Genomic DNA, 12,390 nt, shown 5'->3' with positions numbered 1-12,390 from the left:
CTCACGTCGCTACCGCTGACGTGCCGACCGCGTTCGAAGCATCGACCACGCCGACCGCGCCGATGCCCCACCGGGCCGGTGACAGCCGTTGCGGACCACCAGGCGGCGCCCCGTCTCCACACCTTCCCGGGAGTCACCCCAGGCGACCGAGAGCGGATGACCACGGAGGTGGTGTGGTGCCCAAGCACCGCGTGTCACTGGGGACTTCCGCCTTGCTCCGTACCGGCACTTCGCCGTGGCACAGCGGGGTGCGCGCCGGCCAGGGCTTCCACGGCTGCCGCGACCTCACGGGGACTGGAGATCATGGTCAGGTGGCGGGCTCCGGGAATGAGGGTGGGGTGCGGTGCACCGATGCGCCGGGCGGTCTGCTGCGGGCTCTGCCTGCTGAATACGTCGTCCTCGGCACCGAACACGACCGACTTGGGGATGCCGACGGCCGCGAGTCGCGCCACCTGGCCGGCGGGGAGGCCGGGCACGCCCTCGCGGAGCATGCTCCACAGTGCGGCTTCGGCGCCCCGGACCCGCAGCGGCCGACGCCACTGTTCCAGTCCGACGGCGTTGAGAGGCGGGCAGGCCGGCCCGCACTGGGCGTCGTAGAAGGAGCGGATCAGCCAATCGGCGCTCAGACCAAGGCGCAAGAGGCTGGTGCGGTAGGGATCGATCAGCACGTATTTGAGGGCTGGCGGTGGACCGGCACCGGTGTCCAGCGCATCACCGTCGAGCAGCATCACGCTCCCGATCCGCCCCGGTGCGCGCAGTGCCGCCTCCGCGACGACTGCGGCTCCGCTGGAGTGGCCCACCAGCAGGGGGTGCTCCCCCGGCCCACCGAGGTGCATGGCGCTGAGGAAGCCGAGCAGCTGCCGAGTGAAGTGGTTGACGGTGTACGGGCCGCGGCGTTCGCTGTAGCCGTCTCCGGTCAGGTCCAGTGCGTAGACCCGGTGATCGCGGGCGAGGAGCGGTGCCAATCGCGACCAGGTGTCGACCTGCTCGAAGGCCCCGTGGACGAGGACGACAGGCGAACCGGTCGTGCCCCACGTCTGGTAGCGGGTACGGACGTCGGCCGCCTGAACGTATCGCAGCCCTCTCGGAGGCGCGGCACGTCCCGCAGTGAAGGCGTTGTAGGCCAAAGAGGCCGTGGTGACGACTGCGAGCAGAACGGCGCAGGCGAGCGCCACGCGTCTCGACCACCGCCTGAGCCGCGAACGGCGCTGCGCGGGCGTGCGCTGCGCGGGCGTGCGCTGCGCCGCGTCGGAATCCGACCGCGGGAGTTCGGTCCGTCCGGCCAGAGAGTCGGCATCCACGCGAGTTCCCATTCTGTTTCAGGCCGGCAGCCCCGACGGCCGACACGGTCACAGGCGATGCGGACACGCAGAGCAGGCAAACGCCCATCGCCCTGCCCCACAGCATCTCCCTGTCCAGAACCGGGATCATCCACCGAGAGTCGTCATCGCGCGTACTCCCGTGGGCGTAAGTGCCCTCCCGGGCGAAGCCGAGTGCCCCAGCCCTGGGGCACCTCCAAGGTCGCGTGTCACTGGTGCCACGCAGGACCGGGCGCCCTTGAGGAGGGCCGGCCCGGGACTTCTGTCCGGGCCGGCCCTCTCACGCGACGTCAGCTTGCGGCTGGGACGGGGTCGCGGGTCGGGGCGGGCGTCTCCTTCGTACCGGGCTCGGCCGTCACCGCGGCAGGAGCGGGGACAGGGGCATACGGGATCTCGCCGCGCAGGACGGCCTTGGCGCGGTCCTGGTCGAGCTCGCCCTCCCAGCGGGCGACGGCCAGGGTGGCGACGCCGTTGCCGACCAGGCTGGTCAGGGCGCGGGCTTCGGACATGAACCGGTCGATGCCGAAGATCAGAGCCAGGGCGGCGACGGGGACGTGCGGGACGGCGCTGAGTGTGGCCGCCAGGGCGATGAAGCCGGAGCCCGTGACGCCTGCGGCGCCCTTCGAGGTGAGCAGCATGACGGCGAGCATGGTCAGCTGCTGGGTGAGGCTGAGGTCGATGCCGAGGGCCTGGGCGAGGAAGACCGAGCCCATGGTCAGGTAGATGGCGGTGCCGTCGAGATTGAAGGAGTACCCGGCGGGCAGCGTGATGCCGACGACCGGTTTCGAGGCGCCCACATGCTGGAGCTTGGCCATCATGCGCGGCAGAACGGGCTCGGTGGAGGAGGTGCCCAGGACGATCAGCAGCTCTTCCTTGATGTAGTGCAGGAAGGGCAGCAGCCGCAGTCCGTTGAGGCGCATCACGGTCCCGAGGACGACCAGGACGAAGAAGAGGGCGGTCAGCCAGAACGAACCGACGAGCAGGGCCAGATGGCGCAGGGTGCCCAGTCCGTAGTTCCCGATGGTGAAGGCCATGGAGCCGAACGCGCCGATGGGGGCCAGCCGCATGATCCAGCGGATGAGCGTGAACAGAACCGTGGAGAACTTCTCGATGCCCCGGGCGATGCCCAGGCCCGCCTCTCCGGCGGCGTGCAGGCCGAAGCCGAACAGCACCGACACCAGCAGCACCGGCAGGATCTCGTTGCCGGTCAGCGCGCTGACCAGGGTGGCCGGGACGATGGCGAGGACGAACTCGGCGAAGCCCTCGTGGGCCGTGGTCGCCTCGGGTGGCAGGCCCTTGGCGGACAGGGTCGAGACATCGACGTGCAGACCGCTGCCCGGCTTGACGACGTTGACGACGACCAGGCCGATCACCATGGCCACGGTGGTCAGCACCTCGAAGTAGACCAGGGCCTTCAGGCTCACGCGGCCGACCGCGCGGGCGTTGCCCATTGAGGCGATGCCGTGGACGACCGTACAGAAGATGATCGGCGCGATGAACATCTTCACCAGCGCGATGAAGCCGTCGCCGAGCGGCTTGAGGTCAGCACCGACGGACGGCCACAGCCAGCCCACGGCGGCGCCGAGGAAGACGGCTGTCAGGCACTGGATGTAGAGGTGGGACAGCATGCGGCGGGTGCGGCCAGGTGGTGCGGTGACGGTACCCGGGGCGGCGTCGTTGCGGCTCATGCGGGGCGTCCTTCCAGGACGGGAACGAGGAGTTCGGCTCGGGCGATACGCCGGGCGGCGCGGTGCAGCAGCACCGTGGGGGACGCGCCGTCCGGTGCGGGGACGGCTCGGGTGGTGACCACGCCGGCGGGAGTGCCCAGGCGCAGCGTGCCGTCGGCGGTCTGCCGGGCGACGCGGTGTGCGAGGGTGCCGGGGGTGGCGGCTGCCGTGGCCAGGGCGACGGCGGAGGTCAGGCCGATCGCCGGGTGTGGCGCGTGCATGGAGACCATGCGCACGGCCAGGTCGTACTCGTCCTGGTTGACGGGTATTCCCTGTGTGGTGCGATATGCGGCGGGTCGGGCGACGATGCCCACCTTCGGCACCGCATGGCTGACCGGGTCGCCCTCACGGGCCAGGCCCATGGCCAGCGCTGCCTGGCGGCGCAGCAGTGTCAGTGCGGGCACTGCGGTGGCGAACGCGGTGAGGGATTCGGTGCCGTCGAGGCCGACCGCCTTGGCCTCGAACAGCGCGGCCGGCGCACCGGCGTCCACCAGGGATGCCTCGACGGGGCCGGCCGGTCCTGTCAGTTCGTCCAGTGTCCGGCCGGTCGGCAGAGAGCGTCCGGTCGTCGAGCCCGCCGGGTCGAGGAACCCGAGCAGGACCGGTACGCCGCGTGCCGAGGTACCCGCCACCACGGCCGCGCCCTCGTCCGGGGCCACGCCGGCGGGGGTGGGGATCGTGCCTGTGAGACGGGCCCCGGTGTTGACGTTGAGCATGCGGACGGTGGTGGTGTCCGGCGCGATCGGCACGAGATGGTGGTGGACGGCGTACAGGGCCACGGCGGTTGCGCAATTGCCGCAGTTGCTGGCCCATTCCACGCGCTCGTCGCCGATGCCGATCTGTGCGAAGGCGTACTCGACGTCCACGCCGGGTCGGGCTGACGCCTGTACGACGGCGGCCTTGGAGGTGGTGGAGGAAGCGCCGCCGACGCCGTCGATCTGGCGGGGGTCGGCGGCGTTGAAGGCGGCGAGCAGCAGGGCATCGACGTCCACGCCCGTGGCGGCCACATCGCGGTGGGCGAAGATCCAGCACTTGCTGGTTCCTCCGCGGATCATCTCGCCCTGCAGACACAGCACAACCGACTCCTCACAGACGTGGAAAGGGAAGTCCACCGACGGCCTCGCCGTGCGTGGTGTCCTCCACGGTGGGTTACGGCAGCGTGAAGTACAATCTCGGAAATCTGCATGGCCATTAAGCTGAAGTGAACGCTGAAGGTGACGACATGCTCGACGTCCGGCGCATCCTGCTGTTCACGGAGGTCGCCCGGCGCGGCTCGGTGACCGCGACAGCCCGCGCCCTCAACTACACCCCGTCAGCGGTGTCGCAGCAGATCAGCCGTCTGGAATCGGAGGCGGGACAGCCACTGCTGGAACGGCACGCCCGCGGAGTCACCCTCACCGACGCCGGACGGGCACTGGCCGAACGAGGGCACCGCATCGAAAGGGAACTGCGGGCCGCGGAGAACGAACTCGCCGACCACGCCGGCCTGCGCGCGGGCACACTGCGCATCGGCACCTTCCCCACCGTGGGAGCCTCGCTCCTCCCGCAGGCCGTGATCGCCTTCCGGGACGCCCATCCCGACGTGCGGCTGACCGTCCGAAGCGCCCGCATCGCCGGGCTCTGGACGATGCTGGAGAACCGGGAGATCGAAATGTCGCTGATGTGGGACTACGACTGGAGCCGAATCGACCGGGAGGACATCGTCGTCACCCCGCTCCTCGACGACCCGCCGGCCCTCCTCGTCAGCGACCAGCATCCGCTCGCCGGCCGCGACGCAGCCTCGCTCGCCGACTTCGCAGACGACCCCTGGATCACCCGCGCCGACCATCACCCGGTGGCCGAAGCCCTCGTCCGCGGCTGCCGCGCCGTCGGCTTCGAGCCCCACATCGCCTACGAGGCCCACGACTACCAGGAAGCCCAGGCCATGGTCGCCGCCGGCATCGGCGTAGCCCTCGCCCCCACCCTGGCCCTGGAGGGCATCCGACCCGGCGTCAGCGTCCTTCCCCTCCAGCGGCCGGCCCCCATCCGCCGCATCCTCCTGGTGCGCATGGCCGACCACTCGCCCACCCCCGCCGCCCAGACCTTCGCCCAACTCCTCCGCGACGCCGCTGCGGCCCGAACTCTCTGACCCCGAACAGCGCCCACCAGCCATGGCGTCAATCCGGCCCCGACGGGTTCGGCGCCGGGGTCGAGGTAGCGCAGGGTGCCGGAGCCGTGGCGGGCAGGGCTCTCGCCGTCAGCCGGCCACGACCGCACCCGGCGGGAACTCATGACTGCTGGGATACGGCGCCAGGCGTCCGGAGCCGCGGTCCGGCTGCCCCTGCATGCTCCGGGACGGGCCCGGCCGAACCGGTTCTTCTTCGGTTTGATGTGACCGCAGAGCCCGCTCTCGGTCAGAGTCCCTGTGCTTCCCCCACTCGGCCCATTGCCGACCTGGATGGGGCCGGAGACCGAGCGGGGCGAACTCATCGAGGCATGAGACGGCTTCAAGCTCGCCTTCCTCAGGTATTGCCTCGCCGTCGACGATCGCGTACAGGTGCTGTCGACGAGCCTCCCCTGCGTGGTGCTGTCGAGATCAGACGCCCCAACCGTAGGCGTCGTGTGTCGTGAGCTCCCGCCAGAACGTCGGCTCGATTTGCGCTGATACCCCTGCGGCTTCGAACATCGGCCTGATCTCGGCCCCCTGCTTCTGGAAAAACGACTCGAAGCTCTGCCGGTCGGGCCACTCGTCGAGCACCATCAAGCTGCCGCCGTCATCGGAGCCGTAGAAGCGATGCGCAATGAGGCCATGCCGCTTCGCCACTTCGAGGACAGCCCGCATTTTCTCCGCGTTGGCCGAGGCGTACTGCTCCGCCCCCTTTGGATCGCCGGCGACCGCCAAAGTCATGATCACAGACATAACTCCTCCTCTTCTTAACTCGCACACTCGACACGGGAATTTTTACAGCCAGTAGTCACTAATTCCGTCAAACACACCGCAATCATCCGAACATCCGGCGCTGATGCCGCAACGCACCCACGGCAGGTTGCACCGGCGACCGTCGATGAGGCCACTGCCTCATGCCGGTCATTTCACTGAGCTCATGTATGAGGGTGTCGTCTCTGCCCATTCCCCAAAGCACTACCGGCATCGGTGTCAGCCGCACTCCGTCCAAGAATCTGGGTCCGAAGGCGAACTCGCCCTCGGACCCAGCCTTCTTACCCGCGTGGCTTCAGAGCATGATGAGCAGACGTGTCTTCGGCTTGAGCTTCCTGTTCACCGATCGGCTCTGTACGTATACCTCCAGCTTGGGGTTGTTCCCCGCCTTCACGGAGACGGTTCCCTGGATATCCGTGCCGAACAACAGGCTGCGCGCAGCGTCGCCCGTATAGGCGCGGTCGGTGTCCTTCTCGACCACGATGACTTCCTTGTTCAGCTGGACTTGAGCCCGGGCGCCCAGCTGGTAGTAACACGAACCGCGTTCGTATGTCACGCCTGGATGCGAGTTGACGAAGGGACGGATCTCGACTTCTTGGTCGACCTTCAGGAGCCGGTATTTGTTCGCCGGAATCGGTTCGAGGTTCGCCCGAATCTCGTCAAGTGATATGTCCTGACCCACGGCGAACAGGTTCTTCGTGCCGCGCACCCCTTGCTCTCGCCCGCGGAGGAAGCTGGTGGCGGCAGCGCGCACGGTGCCGATCGCCTCCTCGACTCCCTTCTGGGAATCCGCGTCCCAGATGGCGATGTTCCCCGCCGGGAAACCGTAGTTCTGGGCGGTCCGCTTGGCCAGGGAGTTCGGAACGAGGATCGCGGACGTCCAGTGGCCCGGGAGCCCGCCCATCTTGGCCGTGATTTTGTCGAGCCAGGGGCCAAGGATGGTCATGTCGCCATCGTGGCGCCTGTCGCCCCCGGAGGCGTTCTCCTCGCCGTCCGTCACCACGATCTGGAGGAAGCTGTGTTCGCCGTATTCCTCCCAGATATGACCCAGGTCGTCCAGGGATTTGAGCGAAGCCTCAATGAGGGCCGTAGCGCCATTGTTGACCTGGTACAGGCCCCGCATGGACGGCAGATGCTTCACGTCCATGTCCCACACCAGGTTCTCCACCTGGTGGTCGAAGGAGTAGAGGCTGATCCGGGTCTCGTGGCCGAGGCTGTCCGATTCGGCTTTCAGCCCCGCCACGAACTCGTCCACGACGCGGATGAGTTGACTCTCGTGCGGACGCATGGAACCCGAACAGTCCACCACCAGCGCGACGTGGTTCACCTTGTGCTGGATCCTTTTTGCGGACATGCTTCTGCTCCCCCTCCGAGCTGCCCCGAATGATGTTTTCACTCTATGGGGAGGCACTGACAACGGTGTTTCACGCAGGCCGGGGCCCCGGCAGCCGCCGTTCCCGGGAACCGTGGTCGCGTCGACGGCGGCTGCGACACGCACGACGTCAGCAACCCGACGTCGGCCTACGATGCCCGGATGCAGCCACAGTTCACCGGCACCGCGCTCATCACCGACGATGTGCCGGCCCTCGCCGCCTTCTACGCCGCGGTACTCGACGCGGATGTCGAGGGGAGCGGCCCCTTCGCTCGCGTGACGGTCTCCGGCGCCGTCCTGTCGTTCTTCTCCGCACAGGGCATGGAGTCGATGGTGCCCGGATCGATGGCCGGCGATGGGAACGGGGGCTTCACTCTGGAGTTCCAGGTCGCCGACGTGGATGCACGCCACGAACGACTGCTGGCTCAGGGCGTCGAGGTCCTCAAGCCGCCGACGACCCAACCGTGGGGACGCCGCTCGGTGTGGCTGCGCGATCCGGACGGCAACATCGTCAACCTCTACCAGGAGGCGTGACGACCGGCCCCTGCGCCCGCCTCTCTCCCGGGCATGCGTCAACTCCTGCTTCTCCGTGAGTTCATGGGCCGTCAGCCTTGCGGTCAGCACGGGTGACGTGCCCTTCGCGCCCGTCCCGACCGTTCCATGACCCCCTCCCCTGACGAGCCGTCAGCAGCGGGCACGGCTACGGATTTCCCGTCGGCACTGCTACCGCAACCGTGTACTCCCGCCCCATTGTGTTGCGTCTTGCGTGGCCTTACTGTTCGACTTTGCCTGAGTCTGTTTGATGCTGATTACTCAGGCGGTATGGAGGCCGCAGTGCTAAGTGATCGGTTCGGTTCAGAGGCTGCGAGACCCGGCCGCGGTCGGTGGTGGAGGGCGGTCCTTGCGACAGCCGCGACCATCGCCCTGGCCGCGGGCATGACCGCGCCCGCTGCGGCGCAGGACAGTGGCGGGCAGGCCCCCGCCGCGTCTGCCGCAAGTCCGCCGACGCACACGGTGAAGCTCGACGGCTATTCGTTCCTCGTCGACGGCAAGCGCACCTACCTCTGGTCCGGCGAGTTCCACTACTTCCGGCTCCCGAGTCCGGACCTGTGGCGCGACATCTTCCAGAAGATGAAGGCCGCCGGATTCAACTCCACCTCGCTGTACTTCGACTGGGGCTACCACTCGCCGAAACCGGGTGTGTACGACTTCAGTGGCGTACGTGACGTCGACAAGCTGCTCGACATGGCCCAGGAGGCCGGGCTCTACGTCATCGCCCGGCCGGCGCCGTACATCAACGCGGAGGTCGACAGCGGTGGTCTGCCCGGCTGGCTGACCACCAAGGCCGGGAACAACCGCAGTGACGACCCGAAGTTCCTGAAGTACGCCGACGAGTGGCTGACGCAGATCGACCGCATCATCGCCCGTCACCAACTGACCAACGGCACCGGCTCGGTCATCGCCTACCAGGTCGAGAACGAGTACTACAACGGCTCGGCCGCCGGCCGCTCCTATATGAAGCACCTGGAGGACAAGGCCCGCGCCGACGGCATCACCGTCCCGCTGACCGGCAACAACAACGGCACCTTCAACGCCGGCACCGGCGCCCTGGACGTCGACGGCCCGGACTCGTACCCGCAGGGCTTCAACTGCTCGAACCCGTCCAGGTGGAACGGCGTCCCCGACATCAGCTACGACCACCCGGACGGCAAGCCGCTGTATTCGCCGGAGTTCCAGGGCGGCGCCTTCGACCCCTGGGGCGGCCCGGGCTACGACAAGTGTGCCCAGCTGATCAACGACCAGTTCGCCAACGTGTTCTACAAGCAGAACATAGCCGTCGGTGCGACCGCGCAGAGCTTCTACATGACCTACGGCGGCACCAACTGGGGCTGGCTGGGCATGCCCCAGAACTACACGTCGTACGACTACGGAGCCGCGATCCGCGAGACCCGCCAGCTCGATCCGAAGTACGACGAGGACAAGCTCATCGGGTACTTCACGCAGTCGGTCGCCCCGCTGACCAAGACCGAGTCGATCAGGGCCACACCGCCGGACGACTCCGCGGTCGTCGACACCGCCCGGATGAACCCGGACACCAGGACGCAGTTCCACGTCCTGCGGCACGGCAACTCCACGTCCACGGCGGTCGACAAGACCCACATCTCGCTGGACTTCAACGCCCAGCCGTCCGCGGACACGACCTACACCTGGGACGACCCCGACTCCGCGCTGCAGTACACCGGTTCGTGGTCGCACGTGGCCGACCAGAGCTACACCGGAGGCGACTACAAGCACACCGAGTCGTTCTCCAACAAGGCCGGCGACTCGCTCACCGTCCCCTTCGACGGCACCGCGATCCGCTGGATCGGGTCGAAGACCAACAACCACGGCAACGCCGACGTCTACCTCGACGGCACCAAGGTGGCGACGGTCGACGACTCCGGCGGCGAGAACCAGGCGGTGGTCTTCCAGAAGACCGGACTGACGTCTGGCGCACACACCTTGAAGATCGTCGTCGCCGGGAACCACAGCTCGGGATCCACGGACAACTACGTGTCCATCGACGCCATCGACGTGCCGACCGGGACCGCCGCCTCGGAGCCGACCTACCCCGTCGTGCCTCAGCAGCCGGGCACCGCGATCACCCTCGACGGACGCGACTCGCACGTGATCACGGCCGACTACCGCCTCGGTGAGGCGCAGTTGCAGTACTCGACCTCCGAGATCATGACCAGTGCGGCCATCGGGAACCGGGAGGTCGCCGTGCTGTACGGCGATCCGGGCAGCGACGGAGAGACCGTGCTGCGCTACGCCTCCAAGCCCACCATCACCACCAGCGGCGGCACGGCCACGACCACCTGGGACGAGGCCACCGGTGACCTGCGGCTGAACTACACCCACAAGGGCCTGATCCGCATCAGCGTCAGCGGCGGCGGAAAGCCCCCGCTGCTCCTGCTCGTCGGCGACAAGGCCACGGCCAAGACCTTCTGGCGCCAGGACACCTCGACCGGCCCGGTACTCGTACGCGGCACCCACCTGCTGCGGACGGCGACCAGCCTGGACGGCGGCCGCACCGTGGCGCTCACCGGCGACAACGCCGACGACAAGAACATCGAGGTGTTCACCTCCGCCGGCCACGTCACCTGGAACGGCAGGACACTCAAGACCCAGGCCACCGACACCGACAGCCTCACCGGGACGATCCCCGTGGCCGCCCCGGTACACCTGCCGGCCCTGACGAACTGGAAGCACGCCGAGGAGTCCCCCGAGGCGGCCCCCGCCTTCGACGACACCAGCTGGCAGGTGGCCGACAAGACCACCACCAACAGCGTCTCCGGCGTCAACTCACTCCCCGTCCTCTACGCGGACGACTACGGCTTCCACACCGGCAACACCTGGTACCGCGGCCGCTTCCACGCCACCGGCAAGGAGACCGGCATCCACCTGGTGTCGGACTCCGGCGGAGACGCGCAGGCCTTCTCCGCCTGGCTCAACGGCACCTTCCTGGGCAGTTCCACCACAGGGAGCGCCGACTTCACCTTCCCGGCCGGTTCGGTGAAGGCCAAGGGTGACAACGTCATCTCCGTACTCACCGTGAACATGGGGCACGAGGAGGACTACAACTCCACCAACGGCAACAAGACGGCACGCGGCCTGACCAGTGCCTCCCTCGTCGGGGCGCCGCTGACCTCGGTCACCTGGCGGCTGCAGGGCGTACGGGGCGGCGAGGACCTGCAGGACACGGTGCGCGGCCCGCTCTCGACGGGCGGCCTGTACGGCGAGCGCGCCGGCTGGTCACTGCCGGGCTACCCGGACGGCAAATGGAACCAGGTCTCCCTGCCGGCGACCGACACCCGGCCCGGGGTCTCCTGGTACCGGACCGACGCCGCCCTGGACCTGCCGCACGGCCAGGACACCTCGCTCGGGCTGACGTTCACCGACGACCCGTCCCGCAAATACCGTGCCACGATCTTCGTGAACGGCTGGCAGGTCGGCAACTACGTCAACTACCTCGGCCCGCAGCACACCTTCCCTGTGCCCAACGGGATCCTCAAGCCGAACGGCCGCAACAGCATCGCCATCGCCGTGTGGAACCTGGACGGCAGCACCGGCGGTCTGGGCAAGGTCTCGCTCACCGATTACGGCAGCTACGCCTCGTCCCTGCGCGTCGCGCAGAACGACAGCCCCCGCTACGACCACCGCAGGTACGCGATGCCGAAGCGTCCGGGAGCGGATGTCGCCCTGGACGTGCCCGACACCGCTCAGCCGGGCCAGGCCTTCACCGCACAGGCCACGGTACGGGTACCGAAGGACCGAACGTCGGCCTCCCGGCTGACGGCCGCGCTCTCCGCGCCCGACGGCTGGAGCGTCAGCGCCACGAGCCCCACCTCGGTCAAGCGCGTACAACCCGGCGGATCGGCCACCTTCGCCTGGAAGGTCCAGCCGCCGACCGGGACGCTGCCGTCCGCCACTGCGATCACCGCGACGGTGCACTACCGGCAGGACGGACGAGAGGCCGTAGGCGATGACGCGCGCATCGTCGGTGGAATCCCGCCCGCGCCTCCGTCCGGGAAGAGCGCGGTGAGCGACCTGACGTTCTTGTCGTCCACCAACGGCTGGGGCCCCGTGGAGCGCGACAGCAGTGTCGGCGAGCAGGCGGCCGGGGACGGCCGTGCGATCACTGTCAACGGGATCGGCTATACCAAGGGCCTGGGGACCAACTCGGTCAGCGACGTCGAGCTCTACCTGGCCGGCAACTGCTCCCGGTTGACGGCGGATGTCGGCGTCGACGACGAGACAGGAGGTGCGGGTACGGTCACGTTCTCCGTGATCGCCGACGGCAAGACCTTGGTCACCACGCCGACGATCCACGGCAAACAGGCCGCGGTGCCGATCGACGTCGACGTCAGCGGCGCCCAAGTGATCGACCTCAGGGTCGGTGACGCCGGTGACGGAAACGGCAGCGACCACGGCGACTGGGCGATGCCCACACTGACGTGCGACTAGCCTCGGGCCGCTTCCCGGGCGGTTGCCCGGGAAGCGGCCCGGCAGCAT

Annotated in this window: 8 protein-coding genes; 3 read left to right on the top strand and 5 right to left on the bottom strand. The window is 68.3% G+C overall.

The genetic code is table 11. From position 1 onward, the window contains the following. Positions 1 to 194 precede the first annotated feature (194 nt). The 3 genes from LJ657_RS13730 to LJ657_RS13720 all read right to left on the bottom strand — a co-directional run bounded on the left by LJ657_RS13730 (position 195) and on the right by LJ657_RS13720 (position 4,122). Positions 195 to 1,301, bottom strand: coding sequence for an alpha/beta fold hydrolase (locus tag LJ657_RS13730; RefSeq protein ID WP_232648840.1), 1,107 nt, complete (start codon positions 1,299 to 1,301; stop codon positions 195 to 197). Between the two features lie 308 nt (positions 1,302 to 1,609). Beyond that, a complete protein-coding gene (dctA, locus tag LJ657_RS13725) occupies positions 1,610 to 3,007 on the bottom strand; it encodes a C4-dicarboxylate transporter DctA (protein WP_232648839.1) in 1,398 nt (465 codons plus the stop codon). Beyond that, complete coding sequence (locus LJ657_RS13720; RefSeq protein ID WP_232648838.1) at positions 3,004 to 4,122, bottom strand: PrpF domain-containing protein; 1,119 nt, start codon at positions 4,120 to 4,122, stop codon at positions 3,004 to 3,006. The genes dctA and LJ657_RS13720 overlap by 4 nt, the downstream gene beginning before the upstream one ends. 146 nt (positions 4,123 to 4,268) lie before the next feature. Here LJ657_RS13720 and LJ657_RS13715 point away from each other — a divergent pair, with 146 nt between their 5' ends. Then, positions 4,269 to 5,174, top strand: a complete 906-nt coding sequence (locus tag LJ657_RS13715; RefSeq protein WP_232648837.1) for a LysR family transcriptional regulator — start codon at positions 4,269 to 4,271, stop codon at positions 5,172 to 5,174. 447 nt (positions 5,175 to 5,621) lie between these two features. Here LJ657_RS13715 and LJ657_RS13710 read toward each other — a convergent pair whose 3' ends face one another. Then, a complete protein-coding gene (locus tag LJ657_RS13710; protein ID WP_232648836.1) occupies positions 5,622 to 5,945 on the bottom strand; it encodes a hypothetical protein in 324 nt (107 codons plus the stop codon). A gap of 313 nt (positions 5,946 to 6,258) precedes the next feature. Continuing rightward, the gene (locus LJ657_RS13705; protein ID WP_232648835.1) at positions 6,259 to 7,317 is read right to left on the bottom strand and encodes a vWA domain-containing protein; all 1,059 of its coding nucleotides are present in this window, start codon (positions 7,315 to 7,317) and stop codon (positions 6,259 to 6,261) included. 180 nt (positions 7,318 to 7,497) lie between these two features. On the opposite strand from LJ657_RS13705, the gene LJ657_RS13700 reads away from it, so the two are divergent. Both LJ657_RS13700 and LJ657_RS13695 read left to right on the top strand, forming a co-directional pair. Continuing rightward, complete coding sequence (locus tag LJ657_RS13700) at positions 7,498 to 7,869, top strand: VOC family protein (protein ID WP_232648834.1); 372 nt, start codon at positions 7,498 to 7,500, stop codon at positions 7,867 to 7,869. A gap of 402 nt (positions 7,870 to 8,271) precedes the next feature. Next, positions 8,272 to 12,342, top strand: coding sequence for a beta-galactosidase (locus LJ657_RS13695; protein WP_232648833.1), 4,071 nt, complete (start codon positions 8,272 to 8,274; stop codon positions 12,340 to 12,342). The last annotated feature ends 48 nt before the right edge of the window (positions 12,343 to 12,390 follow it).

It is taken from the genome of Streptomyces guryensis (genome assembly GCF_021261325.1).
GTDB classification, from domain to species: domain Bacteria; phylum Actinomycetota; class Actinomycetes; order Streptomycetales; family Streptomycetaceae; genus Streptomyces; species Streptomyces guryensis.
Note: the sequence above shows the minus strand (reverse complement) of the source record. Positions and strands in the feature narration are given on the sequence as shown.

Bases quoted from the DNA above. Each gene is read 5' to 3' on its own strand.
- dctA (WP_232648839.1), bottom strand. From the start codon at position 3,007: ATGAGCCGCAACGACGCCGCCCCGGGTACCGTCACCGCACCACCTGGC.
- LJ657_RS13710 (WP_232648836.1), bottom strand. From the start codon at position 5,945: ATGTCTGTGATCATGACTTTGGCGGTCGCCGGCGATCCAAAGGGGGCG.
- LJ657_RS13715 (WP_232648837.1), top strand. From the start codon at position 4,269: ATGCTCGACGTCCGGCGCATCCTGCTGTTCACGGAGGTCGCCCGGCGC.
- LJ657_RS13700 (WP_232648834.1), top strand. From the start codon at position 7,498: ATGCAGCCACAGTTCACCGGCACCGCGCTCATCACCGACGATGTGCCG.
- LJ657_RS13705 (WP_232648835.1), bottom strand. From the start codon at position 7,317: ATGTCCGCAAAAAGGATCCAGCACAAGGTGAACCACGTCGCGCTGGTG.
- LJ657_RS13695 (WP_232648833.1), top strand. From the start codon at position 8,272: ATGACCGCGCCCGCTGCGGCGCAGGACAGTGGCGGGCAGGCCCCCGCC.